The sequence below is a fragment of the Janibacter sp. DB-40 genome (genome assembly GCF_029510815.1).
Taxonomy (GTDB): Bacteria; Actinomycetota; Actinomycetes; order Actinomycetales; family Dermatophilaceae; genus Janibacter.
On the sequence record NZ_CP120360.1, the window covers coordinates 268,423 to 292,990 of the forward strand.

Sequence of the window (24,568 nt, forward strand, 5' to 3'; positions counted from 1 at the left end):
TCCGGCGTCGACGGTGAAGATCGCGCCGACCGGGTCCTCCGCGTGGAGTCGTGCCCCCGCATCCACTTGCGCGGTAGCAGCCGGGTCCCGCCCAGGTGCCCACACGCCGACACGCAGCGCACGCCCAGGGAGACTCAAGGAGGCCCCGGGTCACCTACGTGCAGGCACTGCCACCACCCCGTCGAGCGGCACCATCGGCCCCATGCCTAATGCGCCTGAGCCGCCCTTCGTCGTCTGGGTCGTCACCGTCCGGGACCGCATCTCGATGATTCTCGCCACCAGCGAAGGTGCCGGCGTTCACCGCGACTTCCTCATCGAGACCGTCGGCGAAGACCCTGCCGACGTCGATGTCCAGGACTGGTACGTGATGCGATGACCGATGCGGCACGTTGCCGCGGGTCGCCTGCCCAATGTGCTCCGCGCACCTGCAGTCAGACCAGGTTCCACGGCATGGCCGAAGTACGCCAAAGCAGCCGCCCTCGTCCTGATCGCGACCTGAAAGTTGTGCCCGCGGTGGGCTCCGTGGCAATGGCGCAGTCGTCCGTGCAGTCGTTCCTTCGCCGCCGTGGTGGTCGTGGTGCTTGGGCGTGCGCACCGGGTCGGTGCAGCCGCGTTATTCACCTCCCTTCTGACCGCTGCAGCTGACTCAGTCACCGGCCCATGCCGGTGCCGCCCCGCCGGGGTGGTGCTGGTGTCATCGCTGTGGAGTGTTGAAGGTCCGTGACGCCAAGACCGTGGACCGCGGGTCTTGCGCCACTGGAGAAGTTCCGGTCTAGCGCGTGTGCAGCAACTCCTGGTCGCGTGCCCGTGCAGCGGCCTCTCGGTGGCGGGGAATCGCGCGATCGCTGCTGCGGGTGCAGCTGTGCCTCGCCGGGTCGCGCAATCGGCGCCGGGTGTGCGAAGGGGAGCACAGCTGAGGCTGTTGTAGATCCCGGCCTGAAACCATGCCGCCTTCCGGTTCGACTGAGCGCGGCAGGCGCAGGAGTCGAAAGGGCCGAGGGCATCGCCCCGGACGCTTTGGCCGCGGTGACACCCAGAGGGACCGGTGTCTCGGTCGGTTGTCGCAAGTGGCCGCCAGCTGGCGTGACCGCTGCATGTGTCCGGGGTCACACAGCGGGCATTGCGGCTGTGTGGGTGGGCTCGGACAAGTCCTGGTGTTCGATCCAATTCCCAGACAGGAGCACCACCATGAACACGATCACCACGACCACTGCGAGCTCGGCCACCGATAACGATGCGGGCTGCCTTCGTCCTCTGCCTTCCGAACTGGACCTGGTTTCGATCGCCGAGATGACCGCACAGCTCGAGGTACTCGCCAGGGAAGGCTTCGGGGCGCGCGAAGGGTCAGCAGACGAATTGCTGGACAGGATGGCAGTCATCGAACTCGCGGCCGGCCGGAGGGGGATCTGCAGTGTCAGGGACATGCTCTTGAACCAGCACTGCTTGTTGCTCGATCTGGCGGAGTTCGAGGAGGTCACGGGGCCGCCGGAGCGTGACACGAGTGAGGACCTGCACATCTACAGGAACCTGATGCTCGCCATCGCGGTCTCTGCGGCTGAGTCAGTCGGGTGCAGCGTGGCCCGAATCTACGCCCAGTCTGTCCGCCTCGGGCCGCGCACCTGCGCCCCGACTCGGGCGTTGGCCAGCGACGAGATCCTGTTGCTGCGCACCATGGCGATGGTGGAGCAGCTTGCGGACTCAACGTCGGTGATGCCGGTGGTGTACGCCTTGATGGATGCGGGTCTGTCGGTGGAGGAGACCATCCACTTCGCCCCCGAGGACTTTCACGCCCCGGGGGAGACTTTCCCCTTCGCCCGGGTCCTTGCTTGGGGTAGTTCGCAGTACGAACCGGGAATCATCCGCTGTGACGTGTTCGCCTCGTGCATTCTGTCGCGGTACACCTCCACCGTCCTGGCAGCAGGTGCCTCAGCGACTGAGATGCTGGGAGGACACACGGACACGCAGGACACCAGTGGTTGGGATGCTGCCGAACGCGCTACTGACTTCGTCCTCAACCGGTTCCTGGACAAGGCTGGCCTGCTGCATGCATGCCACGGCATCACCAGTGACGGTTCGAGGCGGCTCCGCATCGAGGACGTCGAGGAGGCGCTCGACTGAGGTCAGGTAGGGCGGGGGCCGGTGACGACCCGCGCGAGAGTCGCTGAGGGAGGGCGGAGTCCGTGACTCCACCCTCCCTCTGCGCTGCGATCGTGTGTCAACGGAGACCTTGACGGTCGGCTTCCGGCCGGAGTCACCGCGGGTGCCCGGACGGTGCCCGTCCGATTCTCTCGCTGCAGTGGCAGCACCGACGCGCCCACCCTCGTGGTGAAGGTGGGCGCTGCGCTGCCGGGGGGTCAGGCGGAATCTGCGGCGACCTTCTCCCGCGCGGTCTTGAACAGGTCGGCGCGCTCGGCCCGGATGAGGTAGCGGCCAATGCCGTCCTCGTCCTCGTAGAAGTAGGTCGGGAGGCCGCGGCTGATCTTCGCGCCGTGGCGGCCCGGCCAGGCCAGGACGCCCGCGATGCCGTGGGCGCCGTTCTTGACCCCGATCTTCTCGGCGATCTCATCCCCGGTGTAGGGGGTGTCGGGGTCGTCCATGAGGAGCGAGAACATGGCCCGCGCCTGCGGCGAGTACTTCCGCCATAGGGTCAGGGCGTCCGCGTAGTCCTCCGCGGTGGTTCCCCAAGGAACGCGGGGCTTCGGGGGCTCAAGGGCCTCTGCCGGGTCCCCCTCGGGGCTCTGAGGGGTATTGGAGGAGAGGCTGAGCGAGCCAGCGAGCCAGAGACCGAAGAACTGGTAGAACTCGGCGGTGCGGTCGTTGGGGACGGGGACGGTGATGTCGGCCATGACGGCTTCCTTTGGTTGGTGCATCCCCGAGCGGGGTGCGTAGAACAAGTATGCACTCCCTACAGAGGGAAGTAAAGAAGTATATTGACCCAATACAGAACCCTGTTACTTAGGCACAGTCGGCACCCAGGGGCCTAGCGTCACCGGCGCGCAAGGGTGCGCTGCCAGCTGCGGATGGGCTCGGATGTGGTGTGGCCGTGGTGGTGGGAGTCGACGATCCAGGACTGGGCGGAGCAGCGAGCGGTGTTCCAGCCGCTCGTGCGGCGCGTGGTACCTGACACGAGGTGCGCCGCGGGGGCACGTGACGCGCCAGGGCGTGGGGGCGCCACCCGGCGGCGGGTGCTAGCTAACAAGGGGTGGCTCGCGCGGCCGAGGTGCGCGGGGACCGACGCGTCGTGCTGGTCGATGTAGCGATGCTCTGGGTCGCACGCGGAGACCGACCGCGTGGCATAGCAGGTGCGGCGGGCGCGCATAACCAGTGACGGGCTGCGGGCGCGTCTCGACGACGTCGTGGAGGCGTTCGACTGAGGCCGGGTGTAGGGCGTGCGGTCTGGTGAGCCGCGCCGGAACCCCTGAAGGAGGGGGGAGTTACGACTCCGCCCTCCTTCTGTCATCTCGTTCGGCGTCGACAGATCGAGCGCCGGCCGCACTCTCCGGCATTGGTGCGCTTGGTGAGTACGAGCGGGCCAGTCCCGGCACAGGTCCACCGTGACCGGATGAGCGAACGGAGGGCTGCACCGTGTAGGGCCAGTTCGGCCACGGAGGAACGGCCTTTGCGAGTCCCCCGGGATGTCTGGTGGGTGGACCTCACCCAGCGATTGGATGCGCGCGACTTGCCGCGTGGTTGCAGCGGTTAGGGGTTGGTGTGCAGCGCGATGGTTTCGTTGATCGCTGCGGCCGTCATCGTCGCGGTTTCTGCGATCTGTTCGCGCATGCGGTCGAGGAGTTCCATGATCTCTTGGGCAGCTTCGTCGCTGAGGCCCTCATCCAGCGGTTCGTACTGGTGGCGTGCCATGTGGGCCTCGATGGCCGTGATCCGGGCGGCCGTGTCGGGCAGTTCCGGCTGGTTGCGCAGGTAGTCGTCGTAACGCACTTGGCCTTTGGCGGTGTTGCAGTCGCGACAGGCCGGCACGAGGTTGCCGAGCCGGTGCTCACCCAAGGCCTTCTTGATCAGGGTCTTGTTGCCAGGCGTCTTGATCCGGATGCTGATCGGCACGGCGTGGTCCATCACCAGTTGTCGCCCGCTGCTGCAGTAGACGCAACGGTGACCGAATGAGGCCTTGACCGTCAGCCAGTCCTTCTGAGTGAAGGATTCCTGGCCCAGCCGGCCCAGGACGTTTCGTACCGCGGAGTTCTGCGCGTTGCCGATGGCGTGCACCTTGTGCCGGGCGCCGCTTGGCGAACCGGACTCTGTTGCGGCCGCCGTTGCTGGCGGTGGGGGTGGGGGCGTGGTGATCTCGGTCAGTTGGGTGTCGAAGGCATCGCTGGAGATGCCAACAGGCGTCAGACCCTTCTCGGCCAGGTACAGCAGGAAGTGCTCGCGATGATTCTTCCGCTCCACCCAATGGTTGGTGACTCGGACCTCGTGGTCGAGCACCTGGTAGACGGGGGCCCAGTATCGGTCCTTGCCGTTCTTGTCCTGCTGCCGGATCAGTTCGGCCTCGGCCGGTGTCGCCAAGAAGGCCCAGTTGAGGTTGAAGACTTCGTTGCAGTACTCCTTGTCGGAGAGCTTGGTGATCTCTTCCGGGTCGTACTGAGCGCAGTGCTCGAAGATCTGCGGCAGGTTGTCTCGGACGAGTTGTCCGATCAGGGGCTCTTCCATGAGGACTCCTTGGGTGACGGCGGCGGGTGCCACGAGGTGTTGCAGGCGACAGTAGCGAGACAGGCGCACGTGGTGGGGTTACCCGGGTAACCCCGCCGCTGGGCTGACTACCATCACGTCATGGAGTGTCTCTACGACGGCAGGGTGAGGTTGAAGGTCGCCGGCGCGGTGCGTGGCACGTGGGCCCTGCCGACGGACGACGAGGTATCCGTGGGGCGAGTGTCCGGGGCCGGGATCCACATCCCCAACCGGTGGGTGCCGGAGCACCTGTGCCGGTTCCTGCCCTACGAGCAGGGCTGGTTGCTGCAGCTGGGGCGGGCGCGGGCGCGAGTGCTCAACAAGTACCTCGACGACATCACTTTCAACCCTCGCGCGGTCATCGCGTTGCAGCCCGGACGGACCAAGGTCTGGTTCCCGGAGCTGGACGATCTGTGCCGGATGGACGTGGTCATCGGCGCCGGCCAGGCCCAAGGGTTGCCAGTGGCCGAAGACCAAGAAGTCGTCGGTGAGCGCTCGCGTACCTCCTATGCCGCCTACCGGATCAACTTGACCCCCCTGCAACGTCAGCGGTTGGCGGTTGCCTTCGAGCACCTGCTGAAGGATCAGCGCCCGCCGGCGAATATCGCGGCCACGGCCGCTGCAAAGCTCGGCACGAGCGAGCAGGTGGTCAAGAAGGTGCTCGCCGAGACGAAGGAGAAGGTCAACCGCGAGCGGTGGCTCAACCTCGAGACCACCGAGCAGCTCGGCCACTACCTGGTCCGCCTCTCGCGCAACCTCATGTGGGACGACCTGCCTCCACAGTTCCGGGACAGCGAGGGGTTACCCGGGTAACCCGGTCAAGACCTCGCTGGTGTGCATGCTCCTGTCATCGGTCCACTGGGGACTGAGGAGATGGGAGTTTGGTCATGAACGAACTGCACGTAGGACGCGGCACGACCCGCGGAGCGATGACGGTCTTCCCGCTGTGGGGCCAAGCTGGCCGCTACCGGCGGTACACGATCGGCGGCGGCAGCGATCTGGACGTCACCGAGGTGGTCGAGGACGGCCCGCGGGTGGACACGCTGATGGTGGACAACCCGGGTGATCGGCCGGCGCTGGTGCTGGAGGGGACGTTGTTCGAGGGCGGGTGGCAGCACCGCATGGCCTGCCACTCGGTGATGGTCGGGGTGCACCAGCGCATCCCTGTTGAGGTGGCGTGTGTCGAGCAGGGCCGGTGGGGCGGGACCTCGCGCCAGAACACCAAGGGACGGCGGGCCACGCCGTATGTGCGCGACAGCGGGCGCCGTGGCGGCGACGTGCAGGGAGAGGTGTGGAACCGGGTGGCGGTGCACACCCAGGACGTGGGCGTGCCCACTCCCGGGCGCCGGTTGTCGCACTCGGACCTGCACTGGGTGCGCCACACGCCCCCTCCGGGCAACCCGACCGCGTCCTTCGTCCACCGCTTGGACCGCGCGCAGGATGAACGAAAGGCGTGGTCGAGCCTGCGGGCGCTGCCCGGGCAGATCGGGGTGCTGATCGGCATCAGTGGTCAGCCCTACATCGCCGAGGTGTTCGACTTCCCCAGCCGGCTGCGCAGGCAGCTGCCGGGCCTGCTGGAGGCGGCCGCCCTGGACGCCCGGGGCATGCCGACTATCGCCACGCCCTCGCGTCGGGCCCACCGATTCATCGACCGGCTCGAGCACGTGAAACTCACCCAGGTCGCGCCCGCCGGCGTCGCCGAACGCTTCAGCGGTGCTAACGAGTACGCCGACATGAGCAGGCTGCGGTGGCAGGGCCAGGACGTCCACGCCCGGATGACCAACGTCAACCACCCGATGCTCGCCGGCTGACGGGGTGGTAGCCATGAGACTGACCTCTGCCCAGACAGACCGCGCCTGCGGCGTCCTCTTGGCCTCTGCTGTCGGTGACGCCCTGGGCGCCGGCTACGAGGTCGAATCCACCCCCTACGACGGATGGCCGATCATGGTCGGCGGTGGCTTGGGTGGTTTCGCGCCGGGGGAGTGGACCGACGACACCGCCCAAGCGATGGCCATCGCCCACGTCGCTGCCACGGGGGTGGACCTGCGCACACCGGCCGCCCTCGATGCCGTCGCTGCCGGGTTCGCCCGGTGGTACGCCGAAGGCCCCTGCGATGTGGGGATGCAGACCGGCCAGGTGCTGCGCCTGGCCGGACCCGACACCACCGCCGAGACCATGACCGCCGTGGCGACGCAGGTGCACCACCGCAACGACGGACGCTCTGCCGGGAACGGGTCGCTGATGCGCACCGGCCCGGTCGCCCTTGCCCACTTGGGGGATCCCGCCGCACTGGTCGAGGCAGCGCACAACATCTCCGCGCTGACCCACCATGACCCCATGGCAGGGGAGGGCGCCGCCCTGTGGTGCCTGATGATCCGCCACGCCGTTCTCCGCGGCGTGCTCCCCACCCCCGGTGATGTCCTGCCCCTGCTGGGGCAGACCACGTACGACTGGGCGGTCGTGCTCGCCGAGGCCGAGAACGGACCCCCATCCCGGTTCGTGGAGAACGGCTGGGTCGTCGGAGCGTTGCAGGCCGCTTGGTCGAGCATCGTGCACACACCGATACCGGAGGTCACGCCCTGTCGTCATCTGCAGGAGTCGTTGGCCACGGCCATTGGCATTGGCCACGACACCGACACCGTCGCGGCGATTGCCGGCGCGCTGCTCGGGGCGCGCTGGGGAGCCAGCGCCGTCCCCCAGGAATGGCAGGGCCAGCTGCACGGTTGGGGCATCCCCACCGACTTCGACCAGCACAGCGGTGGCGCGGCCGCGCTGACCGCGCTGGCGAGCCTCATGCTTCGCGGCGGCCAGAGGGACGCCCAGGGATGGCCCACCGCCCCCCGCATCGACTACACGGCCTGGGGAGTGGCCAGCACGTGCGTGCCGCACCCACTCGTCGAGGGCGTATGGATCGGAAACGCACTGGCCTTGGACGACCTGCCGCCGGAAGTCGACGCGGTGGTCAGCCTCTGCCGCCTCGGAACAACGCAGACCCCACCCGGCGCCGTGGCTCACGTCGCGCGCCTGATCGACTCGACAGCAGAGGACAACCCCAACCTCGACTTCGTCATCGACGACGCCGCCCGCACCGTTCTGCGACTACGCGACCAGGGACGAACAGTGTTCCTGTACTGCGTAGCCGGGCAGAGCCGCACACCCACCGTGGCAGCACGAGTCGCCGTCCTCGACGGTTCACCACTGGAACAAGCCCTACGCGAGATCACCGACTCCCTACCCGAAGCCAACCCGCAGTCCTGGTTGCTCGATGCCCTCCGCCGCTCCTGACCCGTAGACGCGCTACGCGCTCGGCAAGCGCAACCAGTCAGCTTCGTACATGGACAAGCGTGTCGACTGACGCTGCGAGAGACCCATCATCTGACGTCTCGCCCGAGGCTGAGGCTACGAACGTCGGGTCACGGGACAGCAGACTGAACTGACCTCGGAAACCTGCGAGGGGCGCATTCGAGTTGGCTCACTCGATGGTGATCACGCGGGCATTCCGGCCGAGATAGGTGTCGGCTGGTGGATCCAGCATTCCTGTCATGTCGATGGCGACATCGACGGCGGCTCCAGGTCGGGCCAGCCCGAGAGGGCTGTCGGTTGATGCGGTGATACGGACTGAGGTTCCTACGGTCGCGATGCGAAGCCACGCGTTGCGGTAGTGGGCGCGTTCTTGGCCGACTTCGGTGACGATGCCTTGGATGCGGATGCGCTCTTGTGCGGTAGCCGCTGTGTGGATGTCAGCTGAGTGTGGGTGACAAGCATGTCTCGTGCACGGGGCATGGCGAGATCCTTCTTCTGCTCGGGGAATGACTCCGGCGATGGTCCGCCATCGGCCCGCATGCGCACTCACCTGCCCTGGGCGACGTCAGGTCTCACCTTGCGCGGCCGTGAGTCGGTCCTTGAGGTGCATGCCACAAGGCCACCGAGGGCTCGAGTAGGTCCCGCTCCGTGGAGCGATGGTTCGTGCCGAGACGACTTGTTGGCGTGGTTCAACTCGGCGTAGTCGTTTGCGTCGACGCTTCAGGGTCGACCGAGGATGTTGTCGTTGACGGTGCGCAGATGGTTGCGCATGGCGAGTTCGGCCGCCTCCGGATCCCTCTGCAGCAGCGCGTCGACGATCTCGGTGTGCTCGAGGTGGTAGCAGCGCCGTCGTTCCGGGCTGGACGTCTGCCGCTTGCGGTTGCCCCAGATCGGAAGTGCGCGAGCGGAATTCATCACATCGAACATGCGCAGCAGTAGACCGTTGTGTGCGGCTTCGGCAATGCACCGGTGCAGTTTTGCATCCCAGGACTCGAACCCGATGAAGTCGTCAGCCGCACCGCCGCCCGCCAGGCACTCGGCGACCCTGTCCAGGTCGCTAGCGGTCGCGGCCCGCGCTGCCACTGCCGCGATGGGGGGCTCGATGACGAGTCGAGCCTGCATGATGGACGCGGGGCTGGAGTCCGCGGGCGCGCCCTCGGGCTGGGCTGACTCGGTCAGGAAGGTGCCTCGACCCACGTGCCTGATGATCAGGCCCTCGGCTTCGAGTTCCTCCAGCGCTCGACGGACCGAGCTTCGCGGAGCGGACAGGCGCTCGACCAGTTCGCGCTCCGTCGGCAGCTTCGCCCCGGGTACGTAGTTGCCCTCAGCGATGCCGTCCTGGATGAGGGCCCTGAGGGACTGTTGTGTGTTGAGCACGGTTGCAGCGTAGCTCAAGAGACCAATCGAGACCAATATGCGACCGGCTTATTCGCGATGAGACGGGGGCTAGACACGCGATCCATTGCCGGTCTACTCTGCAATCCGTCCACATTGGTTTGATTGGTTCAGATTGGTTGCACATGAAGCTCTTGACCTTCTCCGGCGAGAACGGAGGCCCGCGGGTGGGCCTTGCCGATACCGAGCGCGATGTCGTGCGCGACCTCACCGGCACCCTTCCTCATGGCGTGACGCTTCTGGATGTGGTCCGGGAATGGGATGTGTACGAGGGGAAGCTGGCAGCAGCGCAGGGCTTGGTCGAGTACTCGCTCACCGCAGTAACGATCCACGCACCCTTCCCCGTGCCGAACCGGGACATCTTCTGCGTGGGTAAGAACTACCGTGAGCACGTGGTCGAGTTCGGCCGCTCAGGGTATGACTCGCCCGACCGCTCCGAGGCTCTGCCGGAGGCTCCGGTTGTCTTTCCCAAGATGACGACGTCGGTCACCGGACCCTACGACGACATCGAGTCCCACGCCGCGGTCACGCAAGAGTTGGACTACGAGGCAGAACTCGGCGTGATCATCGGGCGTGGTGGACGCGGCATCAGCCGAAATGAAGCGTTCGAGCACGTGTGGGGTTACACGATCATCGACGACTTCACTGCTCGTGATCTGCAGCGCAAGCACAAGCAGTGGCTCCTTGGGAAGTCGCTCGACACCCACTGCCCCATGGGTCCCTTTGCTGTCACCCGGGACGAGGTGAAGAACCCGGACGAACTGCGCGTGCAGTCCTGGGTCAACGGCGAGCTCCGGCAGGACGGCAGCGTCGCCGACCTGATCTTCGACATCCCCGAGCTGATAGAGACGATCTCTGCGGGAATCACTCTCCAGCCCGGCGACATCATCGCGACCGGGACTCCGGTGGGGGTAGGTATCGGCTTCGACCCGCCGCGCTTCATGAAGTCCGGCGATGTGATCGAGGTCGCCATCACCGGCATGGGTAAGCAGCGCAATCGCATCGCCTGAACGCGAGCGGTCACAGAACCTCAGGAGGAGAACGAACATGCAGATACACAGCCATAGCCTGACCGTTGAGGTGGACGGCGCCGGTCCGGCGGTCCTCATGGTTCACGGTCTGGGCGGCACCACGAACTTCTACCAGGCCCAGGAGGATGCCCTTCGTGACCGCTTCACGGTTGTTCGCGTCGACAGCGCAGGAGCCGGCAGGTCGCCGGTGGTGGATGACATCAGCATCGCTCACCACGCAACGGACCTGGTAGCGGTTCTGGATGAGCTCGGGATCGAGACTGCAGCCGTCGTCGGGCACTCGATGGGCACGCTGGTCGTGCGCGAGATGGCGGCACGCTTCCCGGACAGGGTCTCCAAGATGGCACTACTCGGAGCGGTGCGGGTCCCAGGCGCTGACGCACAGACGGCTCAGCGGGACCGAGCCTCCGTGGTGCGGAAAGAGGGCACCGGTGGCGTGGCTGGCGGTGTCGTGGCCAACGCACTGTCCCAACAAACCCACGACAGTCAGCCAGTGGTGTCGGCCTTCGTGCGAGAGCTCGTCGCCGGCCAGGACCCCGAAGGTTATGCCCGCAACTGCGAAGCCCTCGCCGGGGCCGGTGACCCTGGCGCTGTGTCCGCCGATGTGCCGCTCCTGCTGATCACCGGTGACGCAGACAAGGTCGGACCGCCGGAGGCTAGCTACGAACTGGCCCAGGGCCACCCCGACGCCCGTGTGGAGATCCTCTCCGGTGTCGGCCACTGGACGGCGCTCGAAGCGGTCGCCGAGGTCAACGAACTGCTCACCACCTTTCTCTGATTTCCCTTCTTGTCCCCAACCACTCAAAGAGGAGTAGGTCATGTCAACTGAAAGCCAGCGCATTCTTTTCCGTGATGTCAGGATTCTCGACTCGACTGGCACGGAGCCGTACGCCGGCGACGTGCTCGTGGAGGGAAACCGCATCCAATCCGTGGGAGCGGTCGAAGTTCCTGGACCCTTCACTCGGGTCGTCGAGGGGCGTGGCCGCACCCTGATGTCGGGACTGTGCGACGCGCACACGCACTTCTCCTGGATCAACAGCGGCGACCTGGACGGCCTCGGCACGATGCCCGTGGAAGAGCACCTCCTTGGCTGCATCGACTCGGCGAAGTCATACATCGACGCCGGGTACACCATGTGCCTGGGCGCGGCCTCTGCCAAGGACCGCCTCGATGTGGTGATGCGTGACGCCATCGATGCCGGGCGAGTGCCAGGGCCGCGGTACCTCGCGAACGGTCCCGAGATCGCCGTGACGGGTGGTGCCCTGGTCAAGGGCATCACGAAGTTCGCAGACGGCCCCGAAGGAATGCGCAAGGCGGTGCGTGAGCTCATCGAGATCGGCGTCGACCAGATCAAGCTGTCGATGACAGGGGAGGAGATCACCGGCAGCCAGCGCGCGGAAGACACCTACTTCTCAGACGAAGAGGTGGCGGCCGCAGTGTCCGAGGCACACCGTCGCGGCAAGCGCGTGTGTGCTCACGCCCGCTCGGCAGAGAGCGTGAAGATGTGCGTTCGCCACAAGGTGGACATCATCTACCACGCCAGCTTCACTGACGAGGAGGGCATGGACCTGCTCGAGGCGAACAAGGACTGGGTCTTCGTCGCCCCGGGCATCAACTGGCTGGTGGCCACCCTCTACGAGGCGGAGGCCTTCGGCTTCCCCCAAGAAGCCGCGGAGGCAGTCGGCTACAAGCATGAGCTGGAAGTAGCCATCGCCGGGTTGCGCGAGATGCACCGACGGGGCATCCGCATCCTTCCCGGTGGTGACTACGGCTTCGCGTGGACGCCACACGGCACCTACGCACGCGACCTGCAGCACTTCGTCGAGCTGCTGGGATTCACCCCCATGGAGGCCATCCTCTCGGCGACGACGCTCGGCGGGGAGATCATGCAGATGTCGGGTGAGCTCGGGAAGGTCCAACCGGGGTACCTGGCTGATCTCATCCTCGTCGACGGCGATCCGCTGGCCGACATCACGATCCTTCAGGACCCGTCGAAGTTGCACGCGGTGATGAAGGACGGGGTCTTCCACAAGGAGCCGTCGGCGGCGTCGGCAGAGAGCACGACGGTCAGCGACGCGGCGTGACCGTCCTGGTCTGCACGACGTGCCCGCGCTATGACGCGGTCACTGGCGGTAGCTTCGTCGGCCGTTTCACGGCGGCGTGCGAAAGGGTCGGAGCTGACGGTGGCTCGGCTCCGACCCTTCGTCGCGTGCAATGCCTGGGTGGATGCCCCCGCGCGGGGGTGGTGGCCATAGACGGATCGCAGAAGGCGCGGATCCGCTTCACCGGGTTGATCTCAGTCAACGATGACATCGTCGCGGAGCTGTGCCGCTTCGCCGCTGCCCACGAGCACAGTGCGACAGGACACCCGAACGAGGTGGGCGTGCCCGTTCGTCTGACGCCCCACCTGAGCTCAATCACCTGCAAGCGCGCAACCCACTGATTACGGCGCCGAAGCCCCGCCACCGGCCGGGGAGGTTGGCGGTCGCCGTCGCGGTCGTGGCGCAGCGGCGAGGACGCTGAATGCGGGCGCGGGGTGGCATCGCTGGCGGCGGCGAGGTTGTCGCGGGTGGAGGTTTCAGACCAAGTAGGGCCCGAGCGTGGTCCCAAGCGCGACCACCAAGGCGATAACCATCAGCCACACGACTACGAGAGAACTCTCCCCGGATTCTCCCGATCTGCGTCGCATGAGGCCTGAGCGTAGATGCGCAAGGCCGAGTCCGCAGGGCGAACGGGCCGATAGCCTGCTGTCGTGGAGCACAGACTTGTCCTGAGCGACCTGGCGCCAGTGTGGGTCGAGGCGCTTCAAGGCGAAGGCCTGGCGTCGCGAGCGCATGTAGCGCTGTGGCTTGATGGGCACCGGGAGCCCCCGCCACCGGCGGATGTCGACGCGCTTGTACGTAGGGTGAGCGGCCAGGTCCGGCTGTTAGATCTGGCTAGAGAGCGGGGCGTAGCGCACAGCCAGGTCCAGGACATGCTCCACCGCGCGGCCCTGCGACTGATCATCCCGCATCTGGACGACGTTGCCGCGTGGCGCAGGGCCCGAAAGACAGGTGTGAGTGACGAGGCGATCGCGAGGCTGTCCGACACCCTGCCCGAGGTGGTCACCCTCGCCCTGGATGGTTGGCCGGCCCCGGGGGATCCGGGTCTCGACGAGTCGAGGGTCGTCGCAGCACACCGATGCTGGCGAGCCGGTGGTTCACGGGCCGAGGTGGCCGCCGCCCTCGGCATTCCTGCCGATCGCCTGATCAGACAGCTGAAGTCCGGCGAGAGTGACTTGCTGCCCCACCGTCTGACCACCTCGGACCTGCGCAAGCGATACGGCTGGAGCCCTTCGGCTACCGGGCTCTATCGGCGCAAGGGCGTCCTACCGCCTACTGATGGCCGTGATGGCACTCGTGGTTGGTGGTGGCAGGAGTCGATCGACTCCTGGGGGCGACAACGCGAGCTGCTGTGGTGCGACGCCTGTCATCACGCCTTCATCAGTCCCTCCGGGCTTGGCGAGCACCGCACTCGCATGCACGCCTGAGCAGCGGCCAGTACCGCATCTGTATGTGCCCCCCAGCGTGCGGACTCGTAGGCGCATATCTCGCGTTCCGAGTGTGAGCCGTCCGGAAGGGCGCCCTGCGGAAGGCGGTGTTCCTGAATGCCTGTCGAAGCATCGTGTCGATGGCGCAGACAACCTGTCGTACGGCATGAGGGGCGGAACCACATGGTTCCGCCCCTCATGCGCGACCCCGGACTGGGTTAGTCCAGGAAGTGCTCGTCATCGTCGGGCTCGGTGGAGGTGTCGGCCAGCGGTGTGGTCAAGTCGAGGTGGAGCCAGAGCCGATCCATGTCTTCGGTCCCGGGGCCGTAACCGGCATGGACGAGAGCGGTCTGCGCGCCCTGGTCGTTGTAGACCCGCTCCAAGCGCCACTTGCGGATGCCGCTGGCACTGACGTCGGGCAGGTGCAGCCCCAGGTCCTTGAGGAAGCGGTTGAGCACTCCTTGGACCGAGGCTGTGGCTGCTGGCGTGCCGGGCAAGTTCGTCTTACCGCGGTAAAGCGCGGTCTCGTGCGGCTTGAGTCCCTGCTGGCTGGCTTTGGCGACGGTGCTCGTCAGGATCTGGGCGGCGAATCGATCCAGGGGCAGGAAGCGAGCCTCGTGGATGCGGTTGCCGGCCGCCACGACATGTGTGGGGTGCTCGGCGTCGTCGAGGTCATTGCAGCGAAACTGGCTTGTCTCTCCGGGGGTCATGCCCGCCTCGACCAGTGCGTACAGCGCGGGCAGGGGGGACTTGGGGTCGGTTCGAAGGGTGACGATGGCCATTAGGCGCGTGAGCAGAACCTCATCGTCGGTGAACGGGCGACGTTGACGGCAGGTGCGCTGAGCCATGGAAACCGCACGCTCGAGCAGGCCCTTGTGGTTCCAACCGTGCACGTGGGTTGCGGCCAACGCCAGAGTGAGCAACAGGTTGCGGCTGGTGTGCAGCTGGTCGGAATCCGTGCTGTTGTGGAAAGCGGTGGGGTTGGCGATGCTCGTCAGCGCTGTCAGCAGTGCGCGTTGCTCGGTGACCAGTTGGCTGGCTCCGGTCAGGTACAGGGACTCGCCCGTTGTGATGATGCGGTGGAGTTGGTCGGCTATGTCCGTGCGCGCAGCCACGGGGATCAGGTCGAAACGGCGTTCGAGCTCGTGCAGAGCTTCGACGGCCTCAGGAATCGTCACCGTGGCCAGTGCGTCGGGGATGGGGGTGAGCTTGCGGGTCTTTGTAGTGGTCATGACGTGCTCCGGTTTTTCGGCTGGTTGTTCGGACACAGGGATCTGTCCGGGCCGGGGTCTTGGAGCGCAATCGGCGGTTCGCAGACGTTCTGGGTCGCGCAAGGCCCGCGCCTGTTGTAGGCGGGCCGTGGTGAGGGTGGGGCGCGGCGTCTTAGGACTTGTGGTTGCGCCACGTGATGGAGTTGTTCAGTACGCCAGCCAGGAGGAAGTCCAGTTCCTGACCGGCCGTGGACAGGCTGGCGGCGCGACCCTTACGGGGCAGTCGCTCTCGGTACCACGCGTTGTACGCCTCGGCGTCGTTGCGGCGGGAGAATGAGCGGCTGAATCGTTTGTCGCAGGCTTCGATGGCGCTCATGTCGACGTCGTGATTGATCCACTTTTCGACGTCGTCCGCGCGGTTGAGGGGCCGCAACTGCCAGCCCACGTGGTCCTTGGGCGCGCGGTCGGTCTCGGTGCTGTCAGCGGTGAAACGTGTTCCACGAGGTTGCCAGGTGCGCTCGTAGGTGAAGGCGCCGTCGGCGCAGGGGATCGTGTAGTGGTTGCGGGTACCCCATCGACCTGTTGTTTCGCGCACGCGGGTGCTGGACTGACATGGCAGCAAGGCGCTCTTGACCACGTCGCCCTCTTCCTCGTCCACTTCGACGAGGAACAAGGCCCCGTCATCGACCGCGAGCGGGTGTTCGCACACCGTTCCGTTGACGTCGTGGGTGGCCGGAGGCAGCGGGATGAACTTGCTGTGAACGAGGTCGAACTTGTTGGTGGTGGGGTACAGGCTCACTCCCAGAGGGAGCTTTCGGTAGGAGCGGCCCATGTCGCTGAGTTCGTCATGGCGCATGGCGCGGAGTCCGTTGGCGCTGGGCTGCACTCCGAATTCGGCGGCACGCCGTAGTACTCGACTCGACATGACCATCTCGGAGATGGCCATGTCGACATTGCTCTCCCCAGCGCTGCGGCCGACGGCCTTACCCAGCACTTGGATGCCGAGGGCGCCCATGAGGTAGTCCACCGACCAGCCAGTGATGGCACGGTCGTTGATCAAGGTGTGAATCGCCCCGCCGGTCAGCTCGTGTGCTGTGTCCAGACGCGAGAGGATCGTGTGCAGGCTGTCGATGAGGTCCAGGACGGTCCACTGCTCGGCGCCCATGGCGGTGCCCGTGGCCAGCACGACTCGTCCGGCGCGGGTCCATGTGTACACGCCCACCATGTTCAGGCCGCGGTCGCACTTGCCGTCGAGACTCATGTCGCTCAAGCAGTGCTGGACGCGCGCGTTGGCTGGGTGCTTCGCGCGGGAGCCGACAGTGAAGAGCTCACCGGTCAGCGGGTGCACGTCCAGGGCGACGTCGCTGTAGGGAGCGATGACCGTGCCGTCGGTGTAGATGCTGTTGCGCTCATCGGGGTGGCAGCCGTCCGCGGCGCGCGGCACCAGGTTGCCCAGCTTGCGGGCCTGGCCGAGCGAGACGCGCTGGAACTGGTGCTGCAACCGGGCCATGACCTGCGGGTCCTCAGTCAGCAGACCACGAAAGTAGTCGATCTGGTCATAGGTGGGTGCCCGGTGCGGCAGGCGCACCCCGTTGCTGTACTTGGCGTAGTTGGCCCTGCAGCGTTCCCATGTCTCGCGGTGACTGAGGATCTTCAACGCCCCGGCGCGGGAGTGGGCCGCCCGCGCCGCAGCAGTGGCCGCCAGCAGGGCCGTCGCGGGGTAGCTCGAGTGCTGCCCGCGTTGCCCTGGTCGTGCCATGAGGTCGTCCAAAGCCATGCCCAACTGATGCAGGCCGGCGAACCCGAACAGGTCGACGATTTCCTGGGTCTTGCTGGCCTTGCTCGTGCCCGTCAGGCTCTTTCGGCGGGTTTCAGGTGCGTAGGGCATGGTGCTTTCCTCCGGTGACGATGGGTTGTGACACCACGACCCGTGCGGCCTCCAGTGCCTTGCCGCAATCCCTTGGGTGCGACCCCATGTCCCTGCTGCGGGCTCGTGCGGTCCTTGCCCCGAGACCGCCGTCGACGGCCTGCTCCACAGCGGGAAGGGCCCTCGATCCCTCCCCGCGAGAACTATGTGCTGTCTGCAGCCAGGGACGGTCCGGCGCGTGTAGAACGTTGGTAGCCCCGTCCTGGGGCGTGACGTCGCGAGCTGGGAAGCGCAAGATGTGATCGACCACCCCAGCGGCTCCCGCAGGGGGCCGAGTCGGAGTGCTCCGCCCCTTGTTGCGATGTGCCGTGGACGACCAGGAGGACGACCGTGTCGAGAGCATGGATCTTGCAGGCCAACCCGGACGTGTGGGATGTGTGGTCGTGGTGGGAGGACGAGACCGACGATCTGGACTCGTGGACAATCGCGCGGCACATCGATGACGTTCGGGCCGGCGACAACTTCGCTCTATGGATCAGTGGCGCCAAGGCCGGCGTCTACGCAGTCGGCCACATCGACAGCTCACCGACTGGGCCCCTACGACCGAGTGGCGGCTACTGGATCGAGCCACCCAAGCACGACGTCTGGGGCATCGATCTGCGGCCCACGAAGTACCTTTTCGACACCCCGATCCTCAAGGACCTCCTGCGCCAGGACCCCGACTTCGCCAGCGCGCTGATCCTGCGGATGCCGGGCGGAGCGAACCCCATACCCCTCGAGCCGGCAGAGTGGAACGCCATCACGCAGAGCATCGGTCGGCGTGGACAGGGCGCCCGCCCCAAACGGACCATGCCAGTCGTCACGGCCAGACCTCTTGGTGAAGTACCCGAGGACATCACCGTCCCGACAAAGGCACAGGAACAGCGCCGATCCTTCCGGGAGGCCCGGCTCGTCAAGCGATACGAGAAGTCCCTCGGTCGGCCGCTGACGTGCCGATCCATTCGACTGCCCACCGGTGAGCGGTTGGTCTGCGATGCCTACGACGCGATAACGAACACGCTCGTCGAGGCCAAGAGCTCTGCAAGTCGTCAGGACGTCCGTACGGCGATTGGGCAGCTCTTCGACTATCGGCGCCACCTCGACAAACGTGCGCGCTTGGCGGTCCTGCTCCCGACCCGGCCCTCTGACGATGTTCTCGACCTGCTGAAGTCCTTGACGATCGATGTGGTGATCGAGGATGGCCGGCAATTCACCTCCGCGTGAGTGAAGGACTCTTACCGAGAGGAATCGTCGTGAGAGAGAGTGACCGCGCACGAGCGGAGGCCGGGCGCGTGATGCGCCCGGCCCTGCGCCGCTGGTGAATGGTCCTCAGTTGCTCGGTGTCCTACCGTGGTGACGCCACTCCAGCGGGTCTCGTGTAGGGCGGTCCGGCTTCGCTGACATCGATGGGGGAGAAGACGCACCCATCGTCGAGTCACGGTGTTGGAGACACCGTTCCGATGACTTCAGAAGGGGATAACCGAGATCTTGACGTTCTGGTCGCCCTCGCCCGCCTGTTCGTGGAACGCCCGCTTGACGGCCTGCTCTGCCTCCTTGGTGTACGTGCCCTTAGGCGCCAGAACGACCTCGCGGTCGCCGAAAAGGTTGCCGACGATTCGTGCGCTGTCGGCACTGCCATACGCCAGCCGGTGCGCACCCTGCCTCGAGTGAGCACACACCGCGAGTACGAGCCGAGTCCCGCGCCTTCCGATGCCGATCTGTGGCCGGGAGAACCGCCCTTCACCGCGTGGGGCCAGTGCGCCGAAGGGGCCATCGATCTGCGGGTCTTCGACCAGGGCATCTGGTGGGTCGACGTCACGCAGCGACCGCACAGGCTCACCGAGATGAGCCCGCAGTACCTGACCAACGTCATCACCCACCTGCATGAACACGTCGACCACTTCCACCAAGGCAGTGCAGACGCCGCCTGATCGACATGGCCTGCGACGTCCTGACCGGGCGCCCCAACATCGACCTCATCGCCGAGGCAGCCGGCGCCCCCGCAGTCGGTGACCTCACGCCGACCGCGTGGCTGCAAGGCACGCCCCTGATGCGTGCGCTGGTCACCGAGCTCGCCCGTCGCCGGGCCTGAACCGGGCGTGCGCCCACCGCCGGGATGACCGCCTAAGGGCGGGAAGCGTTGGTGGGCAAACCAGTAGCTGCACGCCCTGCCGGTCCGTTCGCGGCGGGGCAGGGAAGGAGGGGCGGAGCCGATCGGCTCCGCCCCTCCTGGGGTGTGATCACGGGTCATCAGGCCCGCGAGGTCTCGCTGTGCAGGCGGTGGGTGTCAGGCTGCCTCGGGTGGGTCGATGTTGATCCCGGCCCGTTGTGCGATGGCTTGGCAGATGCCGCACTCGGGGTGCATCCGGTAGGTGTCGTGCTCGAGCTGGACCTCGGCCGCGACCCAGGCGCCGAAGCGCTCGGCGAAGACCTCGGGAAACTCCTGGTCGATGGCGGCCTCGACGGCCATCTGCTGACCGAAGGTCTGCATGGCGTCCTCGAGCCCGTGGGAACGTCGCTCCACACTCAGCGTGGACAGGCGGTCCCTGATGTCCAGCAGGCCCTCCAAGCGGGCCCGTCGACGGACGGCATCCAGCTCGACGGGCTGCGCCAGAGCGGTGGGGGTGACCTTGTTTGTGATCATGCTGGCTCCTTGTGAGCCTTGGCGTCCGACCCGCCCGATGCGGGCCGGTGACGCGGAGCGAAAGGAACGCTCGAAACAGACCGGTTGGCGCGAGCGCGCATCACCCAAGTGGGTGACCTCCCGCCGAGGAAATGCATTCCGAAATCCACGGTCGTGCGGCACTGCCGCAGCTGGCGTCCCTGAGCACGCTGCCCTGTGCGCTCGGGAACGTGCGAGTCCCGGCGCCGGAGGGAGACTCCCATGGCACGACGACTACCTGCCGGCCACGACCGCGGTCACCATCTCACCGTGGTTGCCGACGACCTGCTCGACAGGAGCGCGTCATCGCTGGCCGGTGAGCTGGACGCGGTACGCCACCGGTGGGACGCGTCCTCGGCGATGACAGTGCAGACCCGGGTGCGCGTGGAGGAGACCGTCAGTCGCTACACCGCCTGGGTGGACGCCAACGGCCTCGACTCCTTCGGTGACGTCACCGCGCAGCAGGCGCGGGCCTTCGTCCTGGCCCCCACGCGCGAAGGGACCCAGCCGGTCATCGCCACGCGGCAGGCGCGCCGCACCGCGCTGCGGCTGCTCTACCGCACCCTGCGGGTGCTCGGGCACCACGTCGGGGACCCGACGCTGGACCTGCACCTGCCCCCGAAGGGGGCCCGCCCGGCGCGTCCCCTGACCGACGACGAAGTGGCACTGTGCCGGATCACCGCCGGCCTGTCCCACGGCACCCGGGCGAGCCTGCGGTCGGTGATGTGGGCGCTGGGGGAGGCCAGCGCCATCTCCAGCGAGATGAGCGTGGTGCGCCTGCGCGACCTGGACGAACCCACCGCACCGACCCGGGTGCAACTGCCGGGCACCTACCGGCACGCCGCGCGAGTCGGCCCGCTGACCGACTGGGGACGCCAGATCCTGACCGCCCACGCCACCCGCCTGCTGGCCGCGGGCGCCACCCCCGACACGCGCCTGGCCTACAGCGGAGACGCCACCCCGGGAGGGGCCACCGCACAAGCCAGCGCCTGCAACGTCATCCGCGAGGTGCTGCGACGCACCGGACTGGACGCCGAGCAGGACCTGCGCCCGGCCTCCCTGCGGCACTGGGCCGGCAAAACCGCCTACGAACGCGGAGCGAGCATCCAGGACGTCGCGCTGCTGCTGGGCACCGGCTCGCTGGACACCGCCGCGCAGAACATCCACTTGGACTGGCGCCAGCCCCACACCACGGGAACGAGGAACCGATGAGCCGCCGCAGACGCCGCCCCGCGGCGATGACCACCAACCAGAAGATCACCGCCGTCTTCTCCGACCCGACCCTCTACGAGCTCGGGGCGCTCATCCCCGAACGGCAACCGGTCGGTCGCCGCTCCCACCACCCCGGCTACCTCCTGCTCGGGTACGGCGTCCTGGCGCGCCTCTTCCGATCGGCCGTGCGCGTCGAGACCGAATTGTCCGACCCCAACACCTGGAACCTGATCTGCCAGACCGTCGCCCAGATGCAGGCCACCGACCCCGACCTCGTGCCCCGCCTGCCCGGCCCGCGACCGCCCAGCCGCGACGCCTTCCGCTACGCCCGAGACGCCCACCTGACCTCCGAGGACGTCCTGCCCGAACTGCTCGAGGTGTTCACCGAATGCGCGGTCGACCGCGCCCGAGAGTTCGGACTCCTCAACCCCAACGGCCCCGGCTCGCTGTCCCACCCCGACCGAACCCGCGTCGTCTACGGCGACGGGACCGTCGTGCGCCCCCTCTACCGGCCACCCACCGCCAAGCGCACCACCAACCGCAAGGGCGAGACCGTCATCACCTACCTGGACGCAACCGGTGACGCCATCGACGCGCCACGACACCGGTTCGACCCCGACGCGGCCGACTACCACGGCCACGCCGGGCCCGTGCACGGACAGAACTTCGTCGCGCTCTACGCCCGCGGCGACGACCCCGGCCACCGCGTCGTCCTGAGCGTCGCCCGCGTGGACAAGCCCGGCCGCGAAGCCGAGACCGCCGTGCAATCGATCAAGTCCCTGCACCAAGTCGCCGGCAACGGCATCCAAGCCATCGTCTACGACGGCGCCATGCGCGGCGCCCACATCGACGACCTCATGACGAACCTGGGCGTAGTCGTCATCAACAAGGTCCACGGATCAGCCAAGACCGCCACCCGCAAAGGCCGCAACCACTCCACCCCACGCTTCTACCCCCTGGGCACCTGGGAACACGACACCCCCGACACCGGACCTGACGCGAACTGCTGCACCCACCAGATCGGCGCCGTCGACGGCGCCATCAGCGAGATCGGCCTCAACGAAGAAGGCAAACCCGTGATCATCGCCCGCCTGGAACGACGACAGATCAAACGACCCCGACGCGCCTCAGGCAGATACCACTTCAACGTCGCCTACGAAGTCCCCTGCCCACACGGCTCCTTCACCGCCTGGATCACCCCACACTCCCTCGCCGGCGAAACCAACCACGCCCGCACCGACGCCATCAGAGTCATCGCCGAAGGCGAACCCGACTTCGACCGCCTCTACGGACTGCGCAACGACGCCGAATCCTTCAACTCCGAACTCAAGAGAACCCTCCTGGTCGACCGCGCCATGAGCCTCGGAGCACGCCGACAACTCCTCGACGTCCTCTGCTACGCCCTCCTGCACAACGCCGTCAACGCCGCCCGAGCCGCCAGCAGCGTCCGCCCACAGCTGAGGCTCGCCGCGCCGTTGACGGACGCCGCCTGAAGGGGTCCGCCATGGGGATTGCGCCAACTGACCAGCGCCGCACAGATCATCCACGTCTTCCACGACAAACCCGTGGACGAACGCTCGCTGCTCGACAACTCCACAGCGTCACGAAAGCTCAATCACCCACAGCAGAGCCCGCCGCGTCACCGAACGGAGGTGATAACCAGACGCGGCACCGATCGGAGCACTCCTCTGCCCACAGCAGTACGCAAGTCGGCGGATGAGGACATGAGTCATTCCTACCGACTCCGCCAAAGCCTCAAACCTGTGCAAGTCAGGCCTCAGGGTCTGATCTCCGATCAGGCGCCCCGACGACCTCATTGAGCCGCAACCCGGCGATCGGCATGAGGGCGCACAGGTTGACAGGTCACGCGAGACCGCCGTGTCACGGGTCACCGATGAGCACCACGCCGCCCGCTTCTGCTCCGTCAGCGTCCGAGGTCGACGACGCGGAGCGGTGCTCGACGGCGAACCTCGCGGGTCGGGTGGAACTGGATCGCGCTCTAACGCACCGTACGGTCCCATCGCGCTGGAGAGGGACCGCTCGTGCGCGAGGTCAGCGATTCCACCCGCCCGTGCAGGCTCACAGGCAGCGACCGACCAATGGCTCGTGTTCTCACCGGGGCGAAGGGCATGCAGAGCGGTGGCGACATTCCGCGCTCTGCTGCCGGTAGTTCGGCATCGTGCCCGGGTGACCGCTCTCCCATGCGTAAGAACTGGGTTCAGGCCCTCCTCCCGCTGCCGCACCGGCTCCTTCACGGTGTCCCGCGCCAACAAGCGCTGGCACCTCTGGAGTGAGGTCGCTTGGTACGAGCACGGGTGTCACGGACTCGTGTCAAATGTAGCTGAACGTGTCGTCGCCTTGATTGGGCTCTTGTCGCACTACAGCTTTTCTTCGCACGAGATAGAGCGTAAGAACCCGGTACGAGGGGGAGGCGGCGAAGGAGCTTGGCAAGGGACCTCCTGCGTGCCTCCTAAGCAAGGTGCGAGCTAAAACCATTCAGGAGCAAGAGCCGTAACGATCGGGTCGTCGTTTGTCAGTTCGACGTCCTCACGATGCGCGGTCACTATTCGGTCCAGTTTGGATGTAGATATACCCAGAATTCGCGATACCTTTGACCGGTTCAGACCAGCGGCCTGAAGTGCGCGTGCAGCAGTGGCGTAGCGTCGTTCGCGTAAGGTGCCGTACTCCTCCTCCTCTGAGCGGGCTGCCTGGCGCACCAAGAAATCAGTTTGCGCGGGGGTGTAGCCGTTTACGTAGCGCTCTAAGATCACAAGCCGCGGAGCGCTTTTCGACGCGAATCCCAAGCGGTCCCGCTCGAGTTGAGGCATGTCCCGCACGATTTTGGCTGCATACTTGGTCAGCTTGCGCTCCAGCTTGAGGCCCATATCGGTTTCGACGCTGCGCCTGTGAAGAGCGGCTGTGATATGGCGCAGCAGTCGAGGGTCGTCTATGTCTACTCGAGCAGCGATGAACTCTTCTTGCTCCGCGTTCCCTGCGAGGGGGTCGTATGCAGGATCCTTGACGAGCTCGTCGACGAACCGACCGGCTTGGTGGTCGAGCTTCTTTCCGACCGTTTCGGTGAAGACTTTTATGGCGACTCGAAGAACCGTGTCCGCGTCATCTGGGCCCAAATGGCGCACGTGCTCGTCTACGACGTATCTGGTTCGATGGCCATCAAAGCGCTCGTCTGCGACCACGGCATCGACCGCCTCACGAACTTTGCCCGCAACGGGACGAAAGCTACGCACATCGAAATAGGGATCGCTGAAGTTATGCACCGAAAGTGAATCGCCAACGGATGCCGGTGCTGCAGACGAGTCATCCACTGTGTCCTGACTCATGGCGGGGATAATGTCACCCAGCATGTCTCTAACGATCCGTTTCCTTTTAGCGGGGGTGGCAAATATATGGACTACTCCATTAGCGGCGAAGGCTGTGGCTGATCCATCAGGGTCGAGATAAAGGATAGGAGGGGAAACCGAGCGAACGACAGCTAAGAAGTCGTCCAGAGCGAAACGTTCCAGAACCAGAGTCGTAGCGCCGCCCCAAGGAATTCCCTCCCACAGGAGCATATTGGTGGTAGCCGCAAACTGCATGACCTCGGAGTCGATGCTCTCAACCAAGGAAGATCTC

General features: G+C 66.4%; 22 protein-coding genes. 15 read left to right on the forward strand and 7 right to left on the reverse strand.

Annotated features, from left to right (window positions below; translation table 11 throughout):
- The first annotated feature begins 202 nt into the window (after positions 1–202).
- Positions 203–376: a hypothetical protein gene (locus PVE36_RS01305; protein WP_277454082.1), complete on the forward strand. Its 174-nt coding sequence runs from the start codon at positions 203–205 to the stop codon at positions 374–376.
- 812 nt (positions 377–1,188) lie between these two features.
- A complete protein-coding gene (locus PVE36_RS01310) occupies positions 1,189–2,118 on the forward strand; it encodes a hypothetical protein (protein ID WP_277454083.1) in 930 nt (309 codons plus the stop codon).
- A gap of 236 nt (positions 2,119–2,354) precedes the next feature.
- Here PVE36_RS01310 and PVE36_RS01315 read toward each other — a convergent pair whose 3' ends face one another.
- Complete coding sequence (locus tag PVE36_RS01315) at positions 2,355–2,846, reverse strand: DUF6416 domain-containing protein (RefSeq protein ID WP_277454084.1); 492 nt, start codon at positions 2,844–2,846, stop codon at positions 2,355–2,357.
- A gap of 853 nt (positions 2,847–3,699) precedes the next feature.
- Positions 3,700–4,668: an HNH endonuclease signature motif containing protein gene (locus PVE36_RS01320; RefSeq protein ID WP_277454085.1), complete on the reverse strand. Its 969-nt coding sequence runs from the start codon at positions 4,666–4,668 to the stop codon at positions 3,700–3,702.
- 120 nt (positions 4,669–4,788) lie between these two features.
- On the opposite strand from PVE36_RS01320, the gene PVE36_RS01325 reads away from it, so the two are divergent.
- The 3 genes from PVE36_RS01325 to PVE36_RS01335 all read left to right on the forward strand — a co-directional run bounded on the left by PVE36_RS01325 (position 4,789) and on the right by PVE36_RS01335 (position 7,971).
- Complete coding sequence (locus PVE36_RS01325; protein WP_277454086.1) at positions 4,789–5,499, forward strand: hypothetical protein; 711 nt, start codon at positions 4,789–4,791, stop codon at positions 5,497–5,499.
- 74 nt (positions 5,500–5,573) lie between these two features.
- Positions 5,574–6,497: a DUF6569 family protein gene (locus PVE36_RS01330; RefSeq protein ID WP_277454087.1), complete on the forward strand. Its 924-nt coding sequence runs from the start codon at positions 5,574–5,576 to the stop codon at positions 6,495–6,497.
- Between the two features lie 13 nt (positions 6,498–6,510).
- Positions 6,511–7,971 (forward strand): ADP-ribosylglycohydrolase family protein, encoded by a 1,461-nt coding sequence (locus tag PVE36_RS01335; protein WP_277454088.1) that lies wholly within the window; start codon positions 6,511–6,513, stop codon positions 7,969–7,971.
- A 738-nt stretch (positions 7,972–8,709) separates the two neighbouring features.
- Here the strand turns inward: PVE36_RS01335 and PVE36_RS01340 are convergent.
- The gene (locus tag PVE36_RS01340) at positions 8,710–9,366 is read right to left on the reverse strand and encodes an FCD domain-containing protein (RefSeq protein ID WP_277454089.1); all 657 of its coding nucleotides are present in this window, start codon (positions 9,364–9,366) and stop codon (positions 8,710–8,712) included.
- A gap of 143 nt (positions 9,367–9,509) precedes the next feature.
- Here PVE36_RS01340 and PVE36_RS01345 point away from each other — a divergent pair, with 143 nt between their 5' ends.
- From PVE36_RS01345 to PVE36_RS01365, 5 genes are all read left to right on the forward strand, one after another.
- Positions 9,510–10,394 (forward strand): fumarylacetoacetate hydrolase family protein, encoded by an 885-nt coding sequence (locus PVE36_RS01345; protein WP_277454090.1) that lies wholly within the window; start codon positions 9,510–9,512, stop codon positions 10,392–10,394.
- A 37-nt stretch (positions 10,395–10,431) separates the two neighbouring features.
- On the forward strand, positions 10,432–11,193 hold the full coding sequence (locus PVE36_RS01350) for an alpha/beta hydrolase (protein WP_277454091.1): 762 nt from the start codon (positions 10,432–10,434) through the stop codon (positions 11,191–11,193).
- Positions 11,194–11,407: 214 nt separating this feature from the next.
- The gene (locus tag PVE36_RS01355) at positions 11,408–12,499 is read left to right on the forward strand and encodes an amidohydrolase family protein (protein WP_277454092.1); all 1,092 of its coding nucleotides are present in this window, start codon (positions 11,408–11,410) and stop codon (positions 12,497–12,499) included.
- Positions 12,496–12,858: a hypothetical protein gene (locus PVE36_RS01360; protein WP_277454093.1), complete on the forward strand. Its 363-nt coding sequence runs from the start codon at positions 12,496–12,498 to the stop codon at positions 12,856–12,858. Before PVE36_RS01355 ends, PVE36_RS01360 begins: the two co-directional genes overlap by 4 nt.
- A gap of 531 nt (positions 12,859–13,389) precedes the next feature.
- A complete protein-coding gene (locus PVE36_RS01365; protein WP_277454094.1) occupies positions 13,390–13,944 on the forward strand; it encodes a hypothetical protein in 555 nt (184 codons plus the stop codon).
- A gap of 218 nt (positions 13,945–14,162) precedes the next feature.
- Here the strand turns inward: PVE36_RS01365 and PVE36_RS01370 are convergent, their stop codons facing one another.
- Complete coding sequence (locus PVE36_RS01370; protein ID WP_277454095.1) at positions 14,163–15,176, reverse strand: hypothetical protein; 1,014 nt, start codon at positions 15,174–15,176, stop codon at positions 14,163–14,165.
- A gap of 151 nt (positions 15,177–15,327) precedes the next feature.
- Positions 15,328–17,043 (reverse strand): hypothetical protein, encoded by a 1,716-nt coding sequence (locus PVE36_RS01375; protein ID WP_277454096.1) that lies wholly within the window; start codon positions 17,041–17,043, stop codon positions 15,328–15,330.
- A gap of 387 nt (positions 17,044–17,430) precedes the next feature.
- On the opposite strand from PVE36_RS01375, the gene PVE36_RS01380 reads away from it, so the two are divergent.
- From PVE36_RS01380 to PVE36_RS01390, 3 genes are all read left to right on the forward strand, one after another.
- Positions 17,431–18,285 carry a hypothetical protein gene (locus PVE36_RS01380; protein ID WP_277454097.1) on the forward strand — a complete coding sequence of 285 codons (855 nt, stop codon included), beginning with the start codon at positions 17,431–17,433 and terminating at the stop codon, positions 18,283–18,285.
- A gap of 182 nt (positions 18,286–18,467) precedes the next feature.
- Positions 18,468–18,992, forward strand: a complete 525-nt coding sequence (locus PVE36_RS01385; RefSeq protein ID WP_277454099.1) for a hypothetical protein — start codon at positions 18,468–18,470, stop codon at positions 18,990–18,992.
- Positions 18,993–18,997: 5 nt separating this feature from the next.
- Positions 18,998–19,153 (forward strand): hypothetical protein, encoded by a 156-nt coding sequence (locus PVE36_RS01390; protein WP_277454100.1) that lies wholly within the window; start codon positions 18,998–19,000, stop codon positions 19,151–19,153.
- A 195-nt stretch (positions 19,154–19,348) separates the two neighbouring features.
- Here the strand turns inward: PVE36_RS01390 and PVE36_RS01395 are convergent, their stop codons facing one another.
- A complete protein-coding gene (locus tag PVE36_RS01395) occupies positions 19,349–19,705 on the reverse strand; it encodes a hypothetical protein (protein WP_277454101.1) in 357 nt (118 codons plus the stop codon).
- Between the two features lie 240 nt (positions 19,706–19,945).
- On the opposite strand from PVE36_RS01395, the gene PVE36_RS01400 reads away from it, so the two are divergent.
- Both PVE36_RS01400 and PVE36_RS01405 read left to right on the forward strand, forming a co-directional pair.
- The gene (locus tag PVE36_RS01400) at positions 19,946–20,935 is read left to right on the forward strand and encodes a hypothetical protein (protein ID WP_277454102.1); all 990 of its coding nucleotides are present in this window, start codon (positions 19,946–19,948) and stop codon (positions 20,933–20,935) included.
- The gene (locus PVE36_RS01405; protein WP_277454103.1) at positions 20,932–22,428 is read left to right on the forward strand and encodes a hypothetical protein; all 1,497 of its coding nucleotides are present in this window, start codon (positions 20,932–20,934) and stop codon (positions 22,426–22,428) included. Before PVE36_RS01400 ends, PVE36_RS01405 begins: the two co-directional genes overlap by 4 nt.
- A 993-nt stretch (positions 22,429–23,421) precedes the next feature.
- On the opposite strand, the gene PVE36_RS01410 is transcribed toward PVE36_RS01405, so the two are convergent.
- A complete protein-coding gene (locus PVE36_RS01410; RefSeq protein WP_277454104.1) occupies positions 23,422–24,558 on the reverse strand; it encodes a hypothetical protein in 1,137 nt (378 codons plus the stop codon).
- Between the last annotated feature and the right edge of the window lie 10 nt (positions 24,559–24,568).

Coding starts and splice junctions, on each gene's coding strand:
- PVE36_RS01305 (WP_277454082.1), top strand. CDS start 203: ATGCCTAATGCGCCTGAGCCGCCCTTCGTCGTCTGGGTCGTCACCGTC.
- PVE36_RS01310 (WP_277454083.1), top strand. CDS start 1,189: ATGAACACGATCACCACGACCACTGCGAGCTCGGCCACCGATAACGAT.
- PVE36_RS01315 (WP_277454084.1), bottom strand. CDS start 2,846: ATGGCCGACATCACCGTCCCCGTCCCCAACGACCGCACCGCCGAGTTC.
- PVE36_RS01320 (WP_277454085.1), bottom strand. CDS start 4,668: ATGGAAGAGCCCCTGATCGGACAACTCGTCCGAGACAACCTGCCGCAG.
- PVE36_RS01325 (WP_277454086.1), top strand. CDS start 4,789: ATGGAGTGTCTCTACGACGGCAGGGTGAGGTTGAAGGTCGCCGGCGCG.
- PVE36_RS01330 (WP_277454087.1), top strand. CDS start 5,574: ATGAACGAACTGCACGTAGGACGCGGCACGACCCGCGGAGCGATGACG.
- PVE36_RS01335 (WP_277454088.1), top strand. CDS start 6,511: ATGAGACTGACCTCTGCCCAGACAGACCGCGCCTGCGGCGTCCTCTTG.
- PVE36_RS01345 (WP_277454090.1), top strand. CDS start 9,510: ATGAAGCTCTTGACCTTCTCCGGCGAGAACGGAGGCCCGCGGGTGGGC.
- PVE36_RS01350 (WP_277454091.1), top strand. CDS start 10,432: ATGCAGATACACAGCCATAGCCTGACCGTTGAGGTGGACGGCGCCGGT.
- PVE36_RS01355 (WP_277454092.1), top strand. CDS start 11,408: ATGTCGGGACTGTGCGACGCGCACACGCACTTCTCCTGGATCAACAGC.
- PVE36_RS01365 (WP_277454094.1), top strand. CDS start 13,390: ATGCTCCACCGCGCGGCCCTGCGACTGATCATCCCGCATCTGGACGAC.
- PVE36_RS01370 (WP_277454095.1), bottom strand. CDS start 15,176: ATGACCACTACAAAGACCCGCAAGCTCACCCCCATCCCCGACGCACTG.
- PVE36_RS01375 (WP_277454096.1), bottom strand. CDS start 17,043: ATGCCCTACGCACCTGAAACCCGCCGAAAGAGCCTGACGGGCACGAGC.
- PVE36_RS01385 (WP_277454099.1), top strand. CDS start 18,468: ATGGGGGAGAAGACGCACCCATCGTCGAGTCACGGTGTTGGAGACACC.
- PVE36_RS01390 (WP_277454100.1), top strand. CDS start 18,998: ATGGCCTGCGACGTCCTGACCGGGCGCCCCAACATCGACCTCATCGCC.
- PVE36_RS01395 (WP_277454101.1), bottom strand. CDS start 19,705: ATGATCACAAACAAGGTCACCCCCACCGCTCTGGCGCAGCCCGTCGAG.
- PVE36_RS01400 (WP_277454102.1), top strand. CDS start 19,946: ATGGCACGACGACTACCTGCCGGCCACGACCGCGGTCACCATCTCACC.
- PVE36_RS01405 (WP_277454103.1), top strand. CDS start 20,932: ATGAGCCGCCGCAGACGCCGCCCCGCGGCGATGACCACCAACCAGAAG.